Source organism: Geobacter argillaceus, assembly GCF_007830735.1.
Classification (GTDB): domain Bacteria; phylum Desulfobacterota; class Desulfuromonadia; order Geobacterales; family DSM-12255; genus Geomobilibacter; species Geomobilibacter argillaceus.
On the sequence record NZ_VLLN01000015.1, the window covers coordinates 35,579 to 53,619 of the forward strand.

Here is an 18,041-nt window from a genome sequence, read left to right on the forward strand (position 1 = left end):
GTATTTTCCTTTCCCGATGGTCTTTTGAACCCGAATGCCGCCACTATAACAGAGGGAAGGGAAAGTGTCCCTGTTTTCTCAGAATCCCCCCTGTCTACGCGTCTTCACCTTTTCCGCTCACGGCATCAAGCGGCCTGATGAATGCCAGGAACTGCTCCTGCAGACGCTTCGCTTCTTCATGGTTCCCGGTGCTGCGCAGGATTTCAATGACGCATTCGGCCGTACAGAGCCCCGCCTCCTTCTGGTTTCTTCTGAGGTTGTACACGGACCTTGTGGCGGGTTTGAGGCCAATGCGTCTGGCCCTCTGCAGATACGGGCTTTTCTGGTGAATCTTCCGTGCTTCATGCCAGGTGCTGTCGATGAGGATGACGTGACGTATCCCGGTCAGATCGCCGCCGGTTTCGTCCGCAGTCCCCGGATAGATCAGCGCCACACCACCCGCCTCGATCTCCTCCACCAGTCTGGCCGGCGGCCTCGTCCGATCCCAGCGGATCTGCTCGGCCCTGCTCCCCAGGACATCCACCACCAGGCGGCCGGTGTTCGATCGTTTTTCCAGCTCCTTGAAATGAGTTAACAGGGTGAATTTCATGACAGGTTCCCATTTCTGCAGCGACAGGCGGCCGATGGGCCGCCTATTTTCATCGTGCTTCCGTGCCCGGATGGCACCGTTTCACGGGCTGTTCCCTTCGCCCGGCCCCTGTCCCGTCCCGGGACTCCCCACGTATTTGTCGCCAAGCGTCAGGCCACGGATGAAGTTGCGGAGCATCTGGTCGCCACAGGGCTTGAAATTTCTGTGCCCCTTTGCCCGGAACAGTGCGGACAATTCGGATTTTGAGAGCTGAACCCCGGCCCTGGCGAGAATCGCCAACATGGCCTCATCACTCAACTCCAGGGCTATCCTGAGCTTCCTGAGGATGAGGTTGTTGTTCAGCGCCGTCTCCTTTGCCGCAGCCGCACCGGGCTTCGGTTCGTGAGCACCGCGCCGGGAAAGTATCAGGCCGTCCAGGAACGAGCCCATCACCCCGTCGTCGCAGGCCACAAAGCCCGGCTCAGTCTCTTTTTTGAGCAGTTTCAGCACGTCCAGCGGTCTGATTTCATGCCCCCCCATCGTGCACAGTTCGGCTATGGTTTCGCCGTTCAGGTTCAACACGTAACGGAGCCTGCGGAGTAGATCGTTGTTGTTCATGGGTAGTTCCTTCGAGAGCGTTCCTGATGGTAGGTGTACCACACTTCCGGCTGGAATAGTACTACGCCGGATTTTGATCAGTTGCTGTAGCCGCTGCCAATGGCGGAAAACGGCAGATCCAGCCCAAGTTGAGCAAGATACCTTTTTTCCCTGCCCCCCTCCCGTCAAGGGAGGGGGAACGTATGTTGCGGAAGATTAGCGCTAATCGGCACATACTTTATCAAAGGCGGTCCGGCTGGAGCACGTGATACCTGGTCTGACCGCAGGAGTAGTGGGTTCGTGTGGTGTTCAACAGTAGATTGTTGCCAAGGCAAAAGGAAAGGCGGCCATTCGGCCGCCTTTTGAATCAAGTAACCTACCTCGGAATTCGTATAAGCCTGTTGGCTGATTGACGGGTTACTGGAACTTCGTCGGAAACTGTTTCACGCAACTGATGTTACCACCAGCGCCAGAGCGCCAGGATCAGCACGATCAGGAAGACGATCACCAGGTTCATGTAGGCCATGAAAAAGAACACCCGCTCATGGAGCGGCGCCGGACGGGCAACTCCGGTCACCAGACGCCCCACCTCAGGCAGGCGTGCCATCATCTCGGCTCCGTGGGGCGCCTGGGCCAGGGTCTCGGTCAGGTCGCTCCCGGTCTGGTGACGGCCCATGTGGCTCCCCATTTTCCAGAAACGGCTGGCGCCGGCATCGTAGATCATCCCGTCGTAGGCGAATAGGGCAGGACGTCCCTCCTTGCCATCGCACATGGCCAGCTCTTCGGCGCTCATATCGCCGCTGGTGATCAACGGGACAGTTCCGTTGCGCTGTTTGCGCAGACGTGGACCAATCACGATGACCACGAAGGCCGCCGAGATCACCATGATCAGGTAGAGGGAGATTTTCACCAGCAGCAGGATGCCGAAGCGGGATTGCAAGAGCAGCTCGGGAGAACCGATCCGGAACTTGGTCAGGACGACGCCGGTAATCCCCATGACGACCATGGAACCGACACCGACCCGCACCTCGCCGCGTGGCAGGCCGCTGGAGGCATAGGCCGGCTTGAGTACCAGGTGGACATAGAGAATGGTGCCGAACCAGAGGAATGCGGTCAGAAGATGCACGTAGCCGGCTGCGAAGCGAAAACCTTTGGAGATAGTCGAAAGTGCCGGTTTGGCCGCCCCTTCGCGGTGCGCCGCGGCAAATTCCCTTCCGGCCGTGGTCAGTTCACCTCCGCCGGAAGGGTCCAAATGGCAGGTGGCGCATGGGCGGCCAGTCTGCGAGGCATACTCCTCGGTTGCCGAGGCGGTCAGTGGGCAGGCCAGGATCAGGGTCAGTACAAGCTGGATCAGCCGTCGTTTCATGGGATTGGTATAGCGGGTGGGGGTGGGAATGTCAATGTTTGACGGATTGGCCGCGCTTCAGCGGGATCTGTTTGCAGTGAGGAAAGAAAAAATGGGACGTGTTGTAAGGAATCGCGGGTCAGGCATTGCAGCAATGCGGTATCTCTTTCTACCCCGTCCCCGAGACTCCGCCCTTCTCACCGTGCCCGGCGCTTCTTGCCCTGCGGGCTTGGCGGTACGGCAGCAGTCTTAAACTCAGGTTCATAGCTCACAACAAAGCTGGTGTCACCTGGGTTTCGCATACTCAGGAAATGGGCATTGTTTTTGTCAAATGGGCAGACAGGCAGACTGCAGGGCTCAAAGCCGAAGCGCTGATAATAGCCGGGTTTGCCCAGGACAAACAGGGGCTGGCTTTTGATCGCCTCCTGCCGCAGGGCAAATCTGAGCAGTTCCGACCCCACCCCCTGCTTTTGAAAGTCGGGTGCCACGGCCATGGGCGCCAGGTGCAGCCCGCAGATGGCGCTGCCGTGATAGGCATTGGAAAAGGCGATGTAGGCGATGACCTTGCTGGTATGGATGCAGACCCATTCGTGTATGGGTCTGCCGTTCTCGTGGAGTTTCTGCACCAGCCCGGCTTCGTAGTCACTGCCCGGAAAGGCTCGCTGCAACAGGGCGTAGACCTTGGGGCGGTTCTCCAGCGTCACTCTCTGTATCTTCATAACGGTCTCCGGTGATGATTACTGGAAATCGGGGATGGCTATGCCAGCAGCAGCGATACCGCATGCAGCAGCAGGCCGATCACGCCCCCCACCAGGGTGCCGTTCATCCTGATGAACTGCAGGTCCGAGCCGATGCTCAGCTCGATCTCGTTGGTATAGTCGTCTATTTCCCACTGCTGCATGGTGCCGGTAATATGCCCGGCAATTACCGTGCGTAGCGTATCCCCGTAGTGCAGCACCAGCGTTTCCAGGTGGTCGTTCAGCGACTCCTTCAGCCCCTGGTTGTGCGCCAGGGTCGTGCCGAGGCCGGCAACAGCCGCCGCGATCTTCTCCTGCACCCGCGACCGGGGCTGCTGCAGATCGTTGTGCAGCCAGTTCTTCAGGTCGCTGCCGAGATTCTGCGCATACTCGGTTATGGCCTGGTTATGCACAACGTCGCGCTTGATCGCCTCGACCTTGTCGCGTAACCCCTGGTCACTCTTCAGCCGGGCGATAAAGCCTGTCACGGCACTGTCGAACCGGTACCTGACCTCATGGCCGGGATCGGCATTGACCTCCTGGATGAAGGCGTTGACCCTCTTGACGATCTTTTCACCCGCTCCTCGGGCAAACTTGTCCCGGTTGGGGATGAAGGCCACCAGCAGCGGATATTCATTGGTACACATGTCGTCGATGGCCTTGGCCAGCCTGGTCTGGGCTTCATCGGTAGCTAGCCATACGGCACAGCGTTTCAAAAGGTCATCCAGCACGATCTGGTGGCGATTGTTATTTCGGAGCGCATCGAGGATCGTGCCGGCTGATGTCGCGACATCGAAGTTGTCGATCCGGTCGCTCAGGACTGATCTCAACAGCTGCTGCACCCGCTCGTCATCGAGAAAATCCAGGGAGTCGGCACAGAGGCGGGTCAGCCCCTTGGCCAGTCCGGCGGCATTGTCCCGCGACATAAGATACTCGGCCAGATGCTCGGCCGGGTTGTACGCCCTCAGCTTGGCGATCAGGGTATCGCTGGCCAGAAACTTGTCGCGGATGAAGCTGGCCAGATTCCCGGCAATGGCGTCCTTCTTGTTCTTGATGATCGCCGTATGGGGGATCGGCACGCCCAAGGGATGGCGGAACAGCGCCACCACTGCAAACCAGTCCGCCAGCGCGCCCACCATGGCCGCTTCCGCAAAGGCGGCGACCCACTCCCAGGCCCCATGCCCCTTATGCAGGCGGGCGACCACAAACAGTATGGCCGCGCCAATCATCAAGCCCGTGGCTATCGTCTTGTTTCTGCTCAGTAACCGTTTTCTGTTGTCCACACACGTTCTCCAGGTTTATTTCTGCGTTCCAGCGCTGTAAAAATACAAAAACCGCTTCAGCAGGTGGAAGCGGCCTTTGATACGCAAGCTATTTTATGGCATGGCTATGGTGTTTTTGTCAACGCCTCGCGGCTATAGACACCGAAACATCGAACCTCATCATGACTGCCGATGTCGAGCAGGATACCACGCCGTTTGATCTCCTGGGCGGGGATGCTGTTCATTGTCGGACTCCTTAAGGCACCTAATTAAGTCCTTGAACTTATGCCATATGCAGTACTTGGTTTCAAACCTATTTTTTACAATAAGTTATTCAGCGGTAGACATCTGACGTAGTGTCGTAATGTCTCGTAACGGCGGTGCCCCAAACAACCGGTTGTATTCACGGCTGAACTGTGAGGGGCTTTCATAGCCGACCTGAAACGCTGCGGTTGCGGCATCAAGGTGTTCTGCCAGCATTAAACGCCTGGCTTCTTGCAAGCGCAGCTGCTTCTGGAACTGCAAAGGGCTGAGAGCGGTCATCGACCGGAAGTGGTGATGAAACGTGGAACTGCTCATGCGGGCCTGTGCAGCCAGGTCATCGATACGTAAAGGCTGCGTGAAGTTCCCCTTCAACCAACCGATTACCCGCGCGATCTGATGACTCTGGCTCCCCGCCGATGCTATCTGGCGCAGGCGCTCCCCTTGATCCCCCACCAGCAGACGGTAGATGATTTCCCGCTTAATGACCGGCGCCAGGATCGGAATGTCTTTCTCATCTGCAAGCAAGTCGATCAACCGTTGAAAGGCGTTGAGCAGCGGCATTGTTACTTCGCCGAGCACCATGCCACGGCTTGACTGTTGCACACGCGGCGGGGGGAGATTGCTGTCCACCATCATTTGTGAAATTTCGCGCTGATCAAGTTTCAACACCAGTCCCATGCAAGGCTTTTCCTGACTCGCTTCGGCAATCTGCACCATAGTGGGTAGATGCACCGAGGTGATCAGATAATGGTGGGCATCATAGACATAGGTGTCGTCTCCGAGCATGACACGTTTGGCCCCCTGTGCGACCAGGCACACGCACGGTTCGTACAGAGCGCTTCGAGGCTGGGTTGGCTCATCGTGTTGATAAATTAACAATCCAGAGATCGCGGTCTCAAGTATTTCGCTTTTGCCGGTCCATCGGGCAATGCTCTTCCCCAGGGCTTTGACCGTAACTTCCACGCTGTTATTGTCATTATCCTGCATAAATGCCGCTTCCATCATTGATTCCTCCATGGTCAAATGCTACCCAACTCCACGTTGCGTTACAACCATTATCCGGTGTTTTGTACAATCAGGCAAGAAATTGACAGGATTGGTCTACCCGATTTCATTTGTTCAGGGCTAGGATACAATCATCAACAAGGTAGTCCTGAACAGGGTAAAGGAGAGAACAATGAACAAACGTATTTTAGGCAAAAGCGGTCTGGACGTTTCGGCTCTCGGGCTCGGCTGCATGGGGATGAGTTTTTCGTACGGCCCGCCCAAAGACAAGCAGGAGATGATTTCACTCATCCGGGCTGCCGTGGAGCGGGGCGTAACCTTCTTTGATACCGCCGAGGTTTACGGCCCGTTCACCAACGAGGAGCTGGTCGGTGAGGCGCTGGCGCCGCTGCGGGACAACGTGGTGATTGCCACCAAGTTCGGTTTCGATACCAGCATCGATCCCCGGGCGATGAAGGGGAGCGGTCCGGTCCTGAACAGCCGGCCGGAGCACATCAGGGAAGTGGCCGAAGCCTCCCTGAAGAGGCTCAGGACCGACGTCATCGATCTGTTCTATCAGCACCGTGTTGATCCGGACGTGCCGATCGAGGAGGTTGCCGGAGCGGTGAAGGAGCTTATCCAGGCGGGGAAGGTCAGGCACTTCGGTCTTTCCGAGGCCGGAGTACAGACGATCCGTCGCGCCCACGCCGTGCAGCCCGTGACCGCACTCCAGAGTGAATACTCGCTGTGGTGGCGACATCCTGAAGCGGAAGTGATTCCGACCCTTGAAGAGTTGGGAATCGGTCTCGTGCCCTACAGCCCTCTGGGCAAAGGATTTCTCACCGGAAAGATCGATGAGGGCACGACGTTCGACAGTACCGACTTCCGCACCACCCTCCCACGCTTTACGCCGGAGGCCCGGAAAGCGAATCAGGCCCTGGTTGATCTGATAGGCCAAATCGCAGCACAGAAGAATGCGACACCTGCCCAGATCGCGCTTGCCTGGCTGCTGGCCCAGAAGCCATGGATCGTGCCGATCCCGGGAACCACTAAGCTGGAGCGGCTGGACGAGAACATCGGCGCGGTGGCCATCGAACTCACTGCCGACGATCTCGGCGCCATCGAAAAGGCCGCCGCGCAGATCGAGGTGCACGGTGCCCGCTACCCGGAAAAGCTGGAACAGTTAACCGGTCGCTAAGAGTGGAAACAAAGGAATTATCATGGATAACTTTATTTACAGCATTCCAACCACTGCCTACTTCGGCAAGGGACAAATCAATATTCTCGGTGAAACCATCAAGGCTCATGGCGGCTCCAAGGTACTGCTGGCCTATGGCGGCGGCAGCATCAAGAAAAACGGCATCTACGAGGCCATTCTTGAGCAGTTCGGCAAGGCCGGTCTTGCCCACGTGGAGTTGAGCGGTATCCAGCCAAACCCCCGGATCGAAAGCGTGGAGGACGGGATCAAACTCTATCGCGAAAACGGCTGTGATTTCATTCTGGCCGTGGGGGGCGGGTCTACCCTGGATGCCTGTAAGGCCATTGCGGCCGGTGTCAAGTATGATGGCCCGGTCACTGATCTCTTTGTCAGGGAGTCGGGAGTGTCCAATGTCGGCGCGGCGGCCCCCTTGGCAACCATTCTGACCATGGCGGGGACTGGTTCCGAGATGGATATGGGGGGAGTCATCACCGTCGGTGCGGATCATAAGAAAAAGGTTGTCATGCACCCGCTCCTCAATCCCAGGTTCTCCATCCTGGACCCTGAATACACCTATACGGTGCCGGAATATCATTCCATGGCAGGCGTCGCGGACATCCTCTGCCATCTCATGGAACAATATTTCACCCCCGATGTCGTTGCCAAGGTTCAGGACCGCATGAACGAGGGGGTCATGAAGGTTGTGCTGGAGGACGCCCCGAAGATCCTGGCGAACCCGAAGGACTATGACGCCCGCGCCAACATCATGTGGGCCAGCTTTGGCCGGATTCCAGTTTGTGCTCGGCAAACCGGGGTTCGCATTCCCGCTGCACGGCATGGGACACGAACTCTCAAGCAGGTACGACATGACCCATGGCGTCACCCTGGCGCTTCTGACCCCCGCCTGGATGCGTCATACCATGAGTGCAGCTCCTGAGCACCTGCCGGTCTTTGCACGATTCGCTCGCAATGTCATGGATATCCGCGAGGAGAACGACGCCAAAGCCGCGGAAGCAGGCGTCAAGGCGTTGGAGGCCTTCTATGCCGCCATCAAGATGCCGGCGAACCTTCGTGAGGCAGGCGTCAAGGAAGAAGACCTGGAAGTTATGGCAGAGAAGGCAGTGGAAAATGGCAAGCTGGGCATCCTGACCTCGATTGGCAAGGATGAAGCCCTTCAGATCATGCGTGCGGCATTCTGATCCAAAGGAATCAATCCTGAAAAAGGTTCGGCAACCTGGCTTCCTGTTCCTGCCCCCTTTACGTCCCCAATTGAACGAAGGGCGCTGATTGCGGCGCCCTTTCCCGTTTCCGGCGATTGACGGCAGTTACATCTGATGTAAGATTTGCGTGGAGGCCCGATTATGGAATCGATCAAGCATAGAACCCAAATTTCTCTCGATGACTGGCAGTATCAGACGCTGCTGGATCTGTCGCGCAAAACGAAGAAAAGTCTTTCCGCGCTGATCCGCGAGATGATTACTGAAAAATTCGCCCCAAAGCCGGGTGTAGCGGAAAATGATCCGGTCTACTCCATTGTCGGAATCGGCGGGAGCGGACAAAAACATACGGCCCGCGATCACGATGCCGTACTATACGGGAAGAAGCCGTGAACGGCATTTTTGTCGATACCGGCGCCTGGTATGCCCTGGTAGACAGCGACGATGCCGATCATAAGGCTGCGGCGGCTTTCCTGACCGCCAACACGATGCCGTTCATTACCACTAACTTCATTTTCTCGGAAACAGTCACCCTAATTCGCTATCGAATCGGGCATGAGGCCGCGTGCAGTTTCGGGCAAAAGCTGATGGAGAGCAGTTTCGTCAGGGTGGTTGCGGTTACGCCTACCGATGAAGAGCGGGCCTGGGATATCTTCAGCAAATATCGGGATCAGGATTTCAGCTTCGTGGATTGCACCAGCTTTGCCGTGATGGAGCGCATGAAGCTTTCCACGGCCTTTGGTTTTGACCGGCATTTCTCGTTTATGAAGTATGCTGTCGTGCCGGGAAAAGAAACTAAGTAGCCTGATTTGCTGGAATTCCTGCGTCCTAAATCAAGAGGTTCAGGTGCTATGAAAAACAAGCTGGCAATTTTCGAAGATTATCAAATCCGCAGGCTTTATGACGAGGAAACCGAAACCTGGTATTTCTCGGTGGTTGATATCATCCGGGCATTGTTGCAACAGCCTGATTTTCAAACGGCCAGAAAATATTGGAAGGTACTGAAAGGCCGCTTGGGTAAGGAAGGCAGTCAACTGGTAACAAACTGTTACCAGTTGAAAATGACTGCTGAGGACGGGAAGCAACGTTTGACTGATGTCGCAACGGCTGAAACTCTGCTGCGCCTGACCCAGTCGGTGCCCAGCCCCAAGGCAGAGCCGATCAAACTCTGGCTGGCCAAGGTCGGCTACGAACGGATGCAGGATATGGCCGACCCGGCGCGGTCACTGGACCGGGCAAGGGAGTACTGGCAGCAGCACGGACGGAGCGAAAAGTGGATCCAGCAGCGGATGATGGGGCAGGAAACCCGCAACAAGCTGACTGATTACTGGAAAGATCACGACATCAAGAAGGAGAGCGAGTTTGCCATCCTGACCAACATCATTCATCAGGAATGGGCCGGTGTCGCCGTCAAGGAGCACAAGAAACTCAAAGGGCTGAAGACCCAGAACCTGCGTGACCATATGAGTGAAGCGGAGCTGATCTTTACCGCCCTGGCCGAGCTTTCCACCCGCCAGATTGCCGAGACGATGGCTGCAACCGGCATGAAGGAGAACAAGGTGGCAGGGAAGAAGGGGGGCGGCATCGCCAGGAAAGCTCGGGTGGATCTTGAGGAGAAGACCGGCAGGAGCGTGGTTACAGGGGAAAATTTTTTGCCGCCGGGGAGAAAGAAGATTTCGGATAAATGAAGGAGCAAACCTGTCGGAAGGGGAATACGGGGATGTCCCGCATTTCCCCCCTTCTTCGGCCTATCGGGCAATGTCACCTCCCAGAAAATATCATATCGTATCTTGCCTATAGATATTCGAAATTCCCTGTATGTCTGCCCGTGTTCTCATGATTTCCACCAGCACTGCATACTGTTGGCCTCCCCTCCGTTGCTTTACGCTTACTTCCCAATAATTCGTGCTATCAGGCAATAATTCAACAGGATCGGTCTATCTGCCTTTGCTCATTCTGGGGTACGGTGTACCCGAGGCTGCACTAAAAATGACAGGACGCAAATGAATAATATGTGAATCAAGCCATGGGGGAATTGACCCAGTTCTTCGGCAAGGCACTGATATAAGGGGTTAAACGATGAAAACAAGGTTTGGGAAGTTAATTGTTGCGCTCATGTCGGATCTGAACAATTTCAAAATTGCGGATCTGATGTACAATTTTTGGGAGAAGAAGGGGTTGAACTGAACCGAGGGGAGCAGCATGAACAAAAAATTCACCATACTTCTGGCAAGTATATTTGCCGCACTATTCAGCATCGTAACCTTTTCGGAGGCTCAGACCATGACAAACGTGGCACGGAGCCGCGCCAAACTCTGCCATGACACATATCGCCATTCAGGAGAACCTGGAAGGCAAGACCGCCGACTGGAAGGAACAGGTCAGCGACGAACAATACAGGCCTGAGTAAGGGCCAGATACGAAAAGGAGGGAGCGATGATCGTCGTAGTCAACGGCAAGGAACATACGGTGAACGTGGACCCTGAAACGCCGCTGTTATGGGTCCTTCGTGAGCAACTGGGGCTGACCGGCAGCAAGTTCGGCTGCGGCGAGGGGCTCTGCGGGGCCTGCACGGTCCTTATCGACGGTGCACCTGAACGCTCCTGCGTAACGCCGGTCAAGGACGTTCAGGGGAAACCGGTCGTGACGATCGAAGGGATTCCGGAAGATCACCCGGTGAAAAAGGCGTGGCTGGCAGAGGAGGTATCCCAGTGCGGCTACTGCCAGCCGGGGCAGATCATGGGCGCGGTGGCCCTGTTGAAGAAAAAGCCGCAGCCGAGCGATGCCGACATCGATGCTGCCATGAGCGGCAACCTCTGCCGCTGCGGCACCTATGGCCGCATCCGCCGGGCGATCCACGCCGCCACGGGGAAAGGGGGGAAACCATGAGTAATAAGAAGGGGATGACCCGACGCGAATTCATCACCACCGGTGTCCTGGCCGGCGGTGGATTGCTTCTGGCCTGCCACCTGCCGTTTGGGCGCGACCTCCTGGCCGCGACCGGGAGCGAGTTTACCCCCAACGCGTTCCTGCGGGTCGCACCCGATGGGCGCGTGACCGTGATCGTCAACAAGTCCGAAATGGGGCAGGGTGTCTACACCTCGTTGCCTATGCTGGTTGCCGAGGAGCTCTGCTGCGACTGGAGAAAGGTCACGTTCCTCGCTTCACCGGTGGCCCCCGAATACAACCGGGTCGGAGCCCCGATCATGGTGACCGGGGGGAGCAGCAGCGTGCGCACGGAATGGGAGCGCCTCTCCCTTGCCGGGGCGGCAGCCAGGGAGATGCTGATCGCCGCCGCGGCAAAGGAATGGAAGGTTGCTCCGTCGGACTGCCGCGTCGAAAACGGTACGGTCTTCGGTCCGGGCGGGAAAAAGCTCGGGTTTGGCGCGCTGGCTGCCAAGGCGGCCACCCTGCCGGTGCCCAAGAACCCGAAACTCAAGGGCGGAGCCGGCACCCTCCTTGGCAAGCCGCTGCCCCGACTCGACAGCCCGGCCAAGCTAAACGGCACCGCCATCTTCGGCATCGACGTCAGCGTTCCCGGCATGCTGACATGTGTCATAGCCCGCTCTCCCGTGTTCGGCGCGAGGGTGAAATCCTTTGACGCCGCCAAGGCCAAGACCATCCACGGCGTCAGGCAGGTCGTGGCGGTGGAGGCGGGCGTGGCGGTTATCGCCGACGGTTTCTGGTCGGCGCTCAAAGGGCGCGAGGCCCTCACCGTCGAGTGGGAGGAAGGGGACGGGGCCGCGATATCGACCCCGTCCATGCGTGCCGAGTATGCCCGGCTGGCGGAGACCCCCGGCCTGGTCGCCCGCAGGGAGGGGGATGCTGCCGCGGCGCTGGCCAAGGCAACCAGAAAATTCGATGTGGAGTACGAGGTCCCTTACCTGGCCCATGCCCCCATGGAGCCGCTTAACTGCTTCGTGGACCTGAAAACCGACAGTTGCCTGATCCGCACCGGCAGCCAATTCCAGACCGTGGACCGCAATGCGGCGGCACGGGTTGCAGGGTTGAAGCCGGAACAGGTGGCGCTGGAAACTACCTTCCTGGGGGGAGGCTTCGGCCGACGCGGCAATCCCGCCTCGGACTTCGTTGTCCAGGCGGTGCAGGTGGCCAAGGCAGTGAAGAAACCGGTAAAGGTGATCTGGACCCGCGAAGACGATATACGGGGCGGTTATTACCGTCCAATGTGGTACGACCGGATTTCGGCCTGCCTCGATGAGCGGGGGATGCCTCTGGCGTGGCAGCAGCGGATCGTGGGACAATCGATCGTGGCAGGCACCATGTTTGAGAAAGGCATGGTCAAGGACGGCATCGACCGCACCTCGGTCGAGGGGGCTGCCGACACGCCCTACGACATCCCGAACCTCCAGGTGGAACTGCACACGACGAAAAACCGGGTCCCGGTGCTCTGGTGGCGTTCGGTGGGGTATTCGCACACCACGTTCGTCATGGAGAGTTTCCTGGACGAATTGGCCCATGCCGCCGGCCAAGACCCCTATCAGTACCGCCGGGCGCTCCTGAAAAAGCACCCCCGCATCCTCAACGTCCTGGAGACCGCCGCCAGGAAATCGGGGTGGGGTGCTCCGCTCCCGAAGGGACGTGGCCGGGGGATAGCAGTGCAGGACTGCTTCGGCAGCTACGTTGCCCAGGTGGCCGAGGTTTCTCTTGATCCCAAGGGGCAGGTGACGGTTCACCGGGTGGTGTGCGCCCTGGACTGCGGGAAATTGGTCAATCCCGACACGGTCAAGGCCCAGATGGAATCCGGCATCGCCTTCGGCCTGTCCGCTGCCCTCTATGGCGCCATCACCCTTAAAAACGGCCGGGTGGAACAGGGGAATTTCGATGGCTACCCTCTGGTTGCCATGGACACCATGCCCGAGGTGGAGGTGCAGATCGTTCCCAGCAGCGACCCGCCCGGCGGCGTCGGCGAACCGGGTGTCCCTCCGATTGCACCGGCGGTGGCCAATGCCCTCTTTGCGGCGAGCGGTATCCGCGTCCGCTCCCTGCCGCTTACGCCGGAGAAAGTCCTGGCCGCGCGGAGGGATAAAGGATAAGCGAGCTGGAGCTGTACGAGGAAATGGCGTTGAACAATGGGCTCAATTGATCGAGGTAATCACCCATCTGGCGTTTTACTCGGGCTGGCCTAACGCAATGACCGCCATTATGGTTGCGAAAGAAGGGGAAGAGCCCCCGCCGCACTACTGAACAGCCGGGATCTGTGCCTCACAGGGGACCCTGGTCTGGCAGAGGCCGCAGCCGGTGTGGGGTACGCCATACTCTTTTCCCACCGCCGCCGGCACTGCTCCGTACACGTAGCCCAGGCAGGCCTTCTTGTCGTGCCCCTGAAGGGACAGGGCGCCGGCCGGGCACCGTTTGATGCAGGCGCCGCAGCTCCCGTCCCGGAAATAGAGGCAGTTGCTCCGGTGGCTGGCCGACATGCGGGGGGTGGGGGCCAGGGGCAGGTCTGTGATCACGCTGCCACAGCGATGGGCGATTCCCTTTGCCGTAATCAGGCCGTCGTTGAGGCTGAAGGTACCGAGTCCAGCCGCATAGGCGGCGTGACGTTCCGACCAGGTCGACGCAAGCCCGACCGGTGTTTCGGCCAGTTGCTGCCAGGTTGGTGCGAGTTGAGGGGCCACGGCATGGTGTCCGGCCCCTTCGAGCCAGGCGACCAGGTGCCGGCGCAGGGCAGCATTGACGGTCTCACCGTTGCTGCGGGTCAGCGCCCACTCCCGTGAGGGCCACTGTTCCTCCCGCCGGTTGCTCTCACGGATAGACCGGCTGATCGGCAGTATCCAGCAGATGACCGTCGCAGCCGTCACCGCGCCGCAGGCCGCTGTCAGAACCTCAGTCGGTGTCTGGTGGAACGCACCGATGATCTGCCGGTACTCCGCGAACAGGGGATCTCCGGCAGCGGCATAGCCGACCAGCGGCTCGTCGAAATAGGGCCCGTCACCCTCAGGGAAGCGGTTATCCGGGCTGGTCGCAACAAACTGCTGTATCTCCTTGCGTATCGTCTGTTCCATGACTCCTCCCGTTCACGAACTGGGTTCAACCGGGCCGGGTCACGGCCGGCTGCCGGTACAGGAAAAAGAAGATCACCAGGATCAGTGCACTGATAGCCCCGTTCAGCAGGAAGCATGTCTTGTAGCCTGCCGACCGGATGATCGCGCCCATCCCCGTTGAACTCAACATCATCCCGAAATAGATGCAGGTATTGTAACATCCCATGGCCAGTCCCCGCAGCTCCCGGGGCACCACGTCGGCGATCAGCGCGACGATGGCGGTAAATACTATTCCCATGCTGATCCCCATCATGGCAGCAGCGGCCATGAGCGGGATCGTGGTGGTGCAGAAGGCGAAGGCGGCAATGGCGAGACCGAATCCCGCCAGTCCCCAGGTCACAAAAACGCCACGGTCAGCCACCCGGTCGCCCAAGCGACCGAACGGTATCCTGGAGAGTGCGTTGGCCAGGGCCTGGGCGGCAAACACGGTGCCCACATCCCCGGCGTTCAGACCCAGACTGGTGATGTACAGCGGCATGAAGGTCACGAACAGCCCGAACCCCATGCAGGTGCCGATGGTGACGGTGAGGCAGGCGAGCAGCGGCCGGTTGTGCCGCAGGCTCTTCAGCGACGGGATGATCGCCGGCCGCGAAGCTGTTCTGTGCGGTGTGCGCGCGACGGGGAGAAAAAACAGCGCCACCCAGAACATGATGAAAATCAGCCCGCCGGAGACGAGAAACACCTGGCGCAACCCCAGCAGCTTGGCAAGGAAGCCGCCGGTCGCGGGACCGATGGTCATCCCGCCGTACAGCGCCATGGTATACCAGCCAAACGCCTGGCCAAGCATGTCGGGCGGGGTGAAATCGGCCACGTAGGACATCAGGGTCGGGGCGAATGCCGCCAGGCCGACGCCGAACAGGAGGTAGATGCCGGCCATCTGCAACGGGCTGGTACTCCAGAACAGCAGAAACGACGAGCCCGACAGGAGCAGAAGCCCGGCCAGAATGGGCAGTCGCCGGCCCAGACGGTCGGACACCAGCCCCGACGGTATGGAAAGGGAGCCGGCCATGAGCATGAAGGCGCCGTTGATGAGCCCCACCTGGACCGAATCGGCACCGAGCGATGAGGCAAAAAGGGGCACGACCGGTATCCGCATGTACGAGCCGAAGAAGCAGACAAAACAGACCGTACAGCTGATCAGCAGCAGTACCGACAATGACGGCTGTCCTTTCCCGGTATTACCGTCGGTCATGAAGCCTCGTTACCTGCCACGCAGCCGTGGCCATGTTTCTGAGTGTCACCAATGTCTTCCCCCCCCAGCACCCCTTCTCCCAAATAGGATGGGCAGTTTAACGTCATGCCCGGGACTGTAGTAGGCAGCCTTCTTTGCAGTGGGCAGTTGCCCGCAGTTGATAACGTTTCCGTAGCATATGTGTCACCCCCTTTCCGGGTAAGATGGCTGGCGCGGTTGTGCTACACCAGCAGCGCTCGGGCTGTGTCCTCGGCCTGCTGCAGGACGGCAGCGGGCACTTCATCGACGGTGGCCGGTCCAATCCCGCAGGCGCGGATCAGCCGAATGTCGGTGAACCCCAGCCACTTCAGGAACATCTCGTTGCGAGGAAAGACGTCGGCAAACAGTGTCTCATCCGGGTTCCCCTGGGTCAGGACGAAAATCAGTTTCTTGCCCTGGGCCAGCCGGCTCGGTTGCGGGTTGACGAGGTAGTCCGGATGGAGATAGGCAAAGGTCCGGTCGATGAACCCCTTGAGCTGGGCTGTCACATCTCCGTAGTAGACCGGCGATGCCAGTACCACGATATCCGCTTCGTGAACCGCGGCAAGCACCTGGGCCAGGTCGTCCTCAAGGATACAGTGGTCGACAGTCTTCTTGCAGGCATAGCAGGCCTGGCACCCACGGTAATTGAGCCGGTTCAGCTCGAACGAGCGGGTTTCGGCGCCGCCCTTGGCTGCTGTTTCAAGGATATGGTTGGCAATGGCCGTGCTGTTTCCTTTTGACCGCGGACTCCCCAACAGACTGACAACCTTCATGACTTCCTCCCTTTTCTTTAATTGATCACATATTAGACTGGTCGTCTATAGCCGGGTGAAAAAATTTCACCCTTTTTGTAGCACCGAGGCAAAGAGGACATCGATGAAGCCACGCATCGGCAGCGGGGATTTCATCACCTTGGCCCGGAGAATCGCCCCTTCCCAGCCGGAAAGGATGAAACAGGCAACTGCCGGGCAATCGATTCCGGCCGGCAGTTCTCCGGCAGCCTGTGCCTCCTCCAGGCAGGCGACGAACCGTTCGTGCCAGACACTGAATATCTCTTCCAAACGGTTGCGGAACCGTTCATTGATATCGGCCAGTTCCTGCCCCAGGTTGCCGATCAGGCACCCCTTCGAGCACTCGTTCTGGATGACGCGTGTCTGGCCGCTCTCCAGAAAGTTGCGGATGCGGTTCAGTGGTGTGACCTCATTGTCTTTGAGGAATGTATCCAGTCGCTGTTCGAACCGCTCGGCAAAATGATCGATGATCGCCAGGCCGAACTCTTCCTTGCTCTTGAAATAGTAATAGAACGACCCCTTGGGAACCCCCGCCTCCTTCAGTACCGCATCGATACCGGTGGCGTTGTAACCGTGCAGGGTGATCAGGCTGGTCCCCACCTGGACGATATGTTCTCTTGTTTCGTTTCTGTCCATGGATACAATAATAGACCGGTCGTCTATAAAAGCAAACTGTTTTTTGTTGCCGTGAGGTATGGAAACCGTTTCCGCAACCACCCACGATTTGGCCTTTCGGTGCCATGCCTGCCATAGCTCAAGTATACGCCATCCCTCCCGGAGTGGTGGTATACTGAACATGTGAAACGGCTCCGTCGCCAAAAGAAAGGGGAAATCATCATGAAAGCGATTCGCGTCAATACCTTTGGGCCGCCGGAGGTGATGCAGCTGGCAGAACTCCCCGACCCGACACCCGCCGAGAATCAGGTGGTCGTCATGCTGCACGCCATCGGGGTGAACCCGGTCGATACCTATATCCGCTCCGGCCAGTACCGGCCGGACCTCAAGCTTCCCTATACCCCGGGCCTGGACGGGGCAGGCATCGTCAGCGCCGTCGGTCCCGGGGTCCATCACCGCCAGGTCGGCCAGCGGGTCTATACCTCATGGTCCCTGTCCGGCACCTACGCCGGGCAGGTGCTGTGCAAAGAGTTCCAGACCCATCCGCTGCCGGAAGGGGTAACCTTCGCCCAGGGGGCGGCCATCGGCGTGCCGTACGGTGCCGCTTTCCGCGCCCTGTTTCAACGGGCAGGCGCAATGGCTGGTGAAACAGTCCTGGTCCATGGCGCCAGCGGCGGGGCCGGCATCGCAGCGGTTCAGCTGGCAAGGTCTGCCGGCCTCAGGGTGATCGGCACTGCCGGCAGCGAGGAGGGGAAGGCACTGGTCACGGCCCAGGGTGCGCACCATGTCCTGAATCATCGGTCAGCGGGATATCTCGAACAGCTCCGGGAGCTCACCTGCGGCAGGGGGGTCGACATCATCCTGGAGATGCTCGCCAATGTGAACCTGGGGAACGACCTGCCGTTGCTGGCCAAGGGGGGGCGGGTGGTGGTGATCGGCAGCCGCGGCCGGGTGGAGATCGATCCGAGAGACGCCATGGGAACGGAGGCGGCGATCCTCGGCATGACTCTCTACAACGCCACTGAAGCCGAACTGGCAAGCATGCATGCCGCCTTTGGCGCAGGCCTGGAGAACGGCACCCTGCGGCCGGTGGTGAGCCGCCAGCTGCCGCTGGCCGAGGCGGCAACGGCCCACCACGCCGTGATGGAGGCGAGCACGTTGGGCAAGATCGTCCTCATTCCGTGA

Annotated in this window: 17 protein-coding genes and 1 pseudogene; 8 read left to right on the forward strand and 10 right to left on the reverse strand. The window is 58.9% G+C overall.

The window, feature by feature from the left end; genetic code table 11:
* Positions 1 to 94: 94 nt before the first annotated feature.
* The 6 genes from JN12_RS12570 to JN12_RS12595 form a co-directional block, all read right to left on the reverse strand.
* Positions 95 to 589 carry a DTW domain-containing protein gene (locus JN12_RS12570; RefSeq protein WP_145023235.1) on the reverse strand — a complete coding sequence of 165 codons (495 nt, stop codon included), beginning with the start codon at positions 587 to 589 and terminating at the stop codon, positions 95 to 97.
* 81 nt (positions 590 to 670) lie between these two features.
* Complete coding sequence (locus tag JN12_RS12575; RefSeq protein WP_145023236.1) at positions 671 to 1,186, reverse strand: YehS family protein; 516 nt, start codon at positions 1,184 to 1,186, stop codon at positions 671 to 673.
* Between the two features lie 436 nt (positions 1,187 to 1,622).
* On the reverse strand, positions 1,623 to 2,531 hold the full coding sequence (locus JN12_RS12580; RefSeq protein ID WP_145023237.1) for a CopD family protein: 909 nt from the start codon (positions 2,529 to 2,531) through the stop codon (positions 1,623 to 1,625).
* Positions 2,532 to 2,707: 176 nt separating this feature from the next.
* Positions 2,708 to 3,229: a GNAT family N-acetyltransferase gene (locus tag JN12_RS12585; protein WP_145023238.1), complete on the reverse strand. Its 522-nt coding sequence runs from the start codon at positions 3,227 to 3,229 to the stop codon at positions 2,708 to 2,710.
* A gap of 38 nt (positions 3,230 to 3,267) precedes the next feature.
* Entirely contained in the window at positions 3,268 to 4,530 is a 1,263-nt protein-coding gene (locus tag JN12_RS12590) for a DUF445 domain-containing protein (protein WP_145023240.1), read from the reverse strand.
* A 309-nt stretch (positions 4,531 to 4,839) separates the two neighbouring features.
* The gene (locus JN12_RS12595) at positions 4,840 to 5,778 is read right to left on the reverse strand and encodes an AraC family transcriptional regulator (RefSeq protein WP_145023242.1); all 939 of its coding nucleotides are present in this window, start codon (positions 5,776 to 5,778) and stop codon (positions 4,840 to 4,842) included.
* A gap of 172 nt (positions 5,779 to 5,950) precedes the next feature.
* On the opposite strand from JN12_RS12595, the gene JN12_RS12600 reads away from it, so the two are divergent.
* The 7 genes and pseudogenes from JN12_RS12600 to JN12_RS12635 all read left to right on the forward strand — a co-directional run bounded on the left by JN12_RS12600 (position 5,951) and on the right by JN12_RS12635 (position 13,226).
* Positions 5,951 to 6,955, forward strand: a complete 1,005-nt coding sequence (locus JN12_RS12600) for an aldo/keto reductase (protein WP_145023244.1) — start codon at positions 5,951 to 5,953, stop codon at positions 6,953 to 6,955.
* A gap of 22 nt (positions 6,956 to 6,977) precedes the next feature.
* Positions 6,978 to 8,154: pseudogene (locus JN12_RS12605) on the forward strand (iron-containing alcohol dehydrogenase).
* Between the two features lie 162 nt (positions 8,155 to 8,316).
* Complete coding sequence (locus JN12_RS12610; RefSeq protein WP_145023246.1) at positions 8,317 to 8,565, forward strand: ribbon-helix-helix domain-containing protein; 249 nt, start codon at positions 8,317 to 8,319, stop codon at positions 8,563 to 8,565.
* Positions 8,562 to 8,975 carry a type II toxin-antitoxin system VapC family toxin gene (locus JN12_RS12615; protein ID WP_170241915.1) on the forward strand — a complete coding sequence of 138 codons (414 nt, stop codon included), beginning with the start codon at positions 8,562 to 8,564 and terminating at the stop codon, positions 8,973 to 8,975. Before JN12_RS12610 ends, JN12_RS12615 begins: the two co-directional genes overlap by 4 nt.
* Before the next feature lie 48 nt (positions 8,976 to 9,023).
* Positions 9,024 to 9,860, forward strand: a complete 837-nt coding sequence (locus JN12_RS12620) for a BRO family protein (protein WP_145023250.1) — start codon at positions 9,024 to 9,026, stop codon at positions 9,858 to 9,860.
* 748 nt (positions 9,861 to 10,608) lie between these two features.
* Positions 10,609 to 11,061, forward strand: a complete 453-nt coding sequence (locus tag JN12_RS12630) for a (2Fe-2S)-binding protein (RefSeq protein ID WP_145023252.1) — start codon at positions 10,609 to 10,611, stop codon at positions 11,059 to 11,061.
* Positions 11,058 to 13,226, forward strand: a complete 2,169-nt coding sequence (locus JN12_RS12635) for a xanthine dehydrogenase family protein molybdopterin-binding subunit (RefSeq protein WP_145023254.1) — start codon at positions 11,058 to 11,060, stop codon at positions 13,224 to 13,226. The genes JN12_RS12630 and JN12_RS12635 overlap by 4 nt, the downstream gene beginning before the upstream one ends.
* 144 nt (positions 13,227 to 13,370) lie before the next feature.
* Here the strand turns inward: JN12_RS12635 and JN12_RS12645 are convergent, their stop codons facing one another.
* From JN12_RS12645 to JN12_RS12660, 4 genes are all read right to left on the reverse strand, one after another.
* The gene (locus JN12_RS12645) at positions 13,371 to 14,198 is read right to left on the reverse strand and encodes an epoxyqueuosine reductase (protein ID WP_145023258.1); all 828 of its coding nucleotides are present in this window, start codon (positions 14,196 to 14,198) and stop codon (positions 13,371 to 13,373) included.
* A 25-nt stretch (positions 14,199 to 14,223) separates the two neighbouring features.
* Positions 14,224 to 15,429, reverse strand: coding sequence for an MFS transporter (locus JN12_RS12650; protein WP_145023260.1), 1,206 nt, complete (start codon positions 15,427 to 15,429; stop codon positions 14,224 to 14,226).
* A gap of 221 nt (positions 15,430 to 15,650) precedes the next feature.
* Complete coding sequence (locus tag JN12_RS12655) at positions 15,651 to 16,223, reverse strand: flavodoxin family protein (protein ID WP_145023262.1); 573 nt, start codon at positions 16,221 to 16,223, stop codon at positions 15,651 to 15,653.
* Positions 16,224 to 16,289: 66 nt separating this feature from the next.
* Positions 16,290 to 16,877, reverse strand: a complete 588-nt coding sequence (locus tag JN12_RS12660) for a TetR/AcrR family transcriptional regulator (protein ID WP_145023264.1) — start codon at positions 16,875 to 16,877, stop codon at positions 16,290 to 16,292.
* Positions 16,878 to 17,078: 201 nt separating this feature from the next.
* On the opposite strand from JN12_RS12660, the gene JN12_RS12665 reads away from it, so the two are divergent.
* Positions 17,079 to 18,041: an NADPH:quinone reductase gene (locus tag JN12_RS12665; RefSeq protein ID WP_145023266.1), complete on the forward strand. Its 963-nt coding sequence runs from the start codon at positions 17,079 to 17,081 to the stop codon at positions 18,039 to 18,041.

Bases quoted from the DNA above. Each gene is read 5' to 3' on its own strand.
- JN12_RS12610 (WP_145023246.1), top strand. From the start codon at position 8,317: ATGGAATCGATCAAGCATAGAACCCAAATTTCTCTCGATGACTGGCAG.
- JN12_RS12645 (WP_145023258.1), bottom strand. From the start codon at position 14,198: ATGGAACAGACGATACGCAAGGAGATACAGCAGTTTGTTGCGACCAGC.
- JN12_RS12595 (WP_145023242.1), bottom strand. From the start codon at position 5,778: ATGATGGAAGCGGCATTTATGCAGGATAATGACAATAACAGCGTGGAA.
- JN12_RS12630 (WP_145023252.1), top strand. From the start codon at position 10,609: ATGATCGTCGTAGTCAACGGCAAGGAACATACGGTGAACGTGGACCCT.
- JN12_RS12665 (WP_145023266.1), top strand. From the start codon at position 17,079: ATGAAAGCGATTCGCGTCAATACCTTTGGGCCGCCGGAGGTGATGCAG.
- JN12_RS12655 (WP_145023262.1), bottom strand. From the start codon at position 16,223: ATGAAGGTTGTCAGTCTGTTGGGGAGTCCGCGGTCAAAAGGAAACAGC.
- JN12_RS12585 (WP_145023238.1), bottom strand. From the start codon at position 3,229: ATGAAGATACAGAGAGTGACGCTGGAGAACCGCCCCAAGGTCTACGCC.
- JN12_RS12620 (WP_145023250.1), top strand. From the start codon at position 9,024: ATGAAAAACAAGCTGGCAATTTTCGAAGATTATCAAATCCGCAGGCTT.
- JN12_RS12575 (WP_145023236.1), bottom strand. From the start codon at position 1,186: ATGAACAACAACGATCTACTCCGCAGGCTCCGTTACGTGTTGAACCTG.
- JN12_RS12580 (WP_145023237.1), bottom strand. From the start codon at position 2,531: ATGAAACGACGGCTGATCCAGCTTGTACTGACCCTGATCCTGGCCTGC.
- JN12_RS12635 (WP_145023254.1), top strand. From the start codon at position 11,058: ATGAGTAATAAGAAGGGGATGACCCGACGCGAATTCATCACCACCGGT.
- JN12_RS12660 (WP_145023264.1), bottom strand. From the start codon at position 16,877: ATGGACAGAAACGAAACAAGAGAACATATCGTCCAGGTGGGGACCAGC.
- JN12_RS12600 (WP_145023244.1), top strand. From the start codon at position 5,951: ATGAACAAACGTATTTTAGGCAAAAGCGGTCTGGACGTTTCGGCTCTC.
- JN12_RS12650 (WP_145023260.1), bottom strand. From the start codon at position 15,429: ATGACCGACGGTAATACCGGGAAAGGACAGCCGTCATTGTCGGTACTG.
- JN12_RS12570 (WP_145023235.1), bottom strand. From the start codon at position 589: ATGAAATTCACCCTGTTAACTCATTTCAAGGAGCTGGAAAAACGATCG.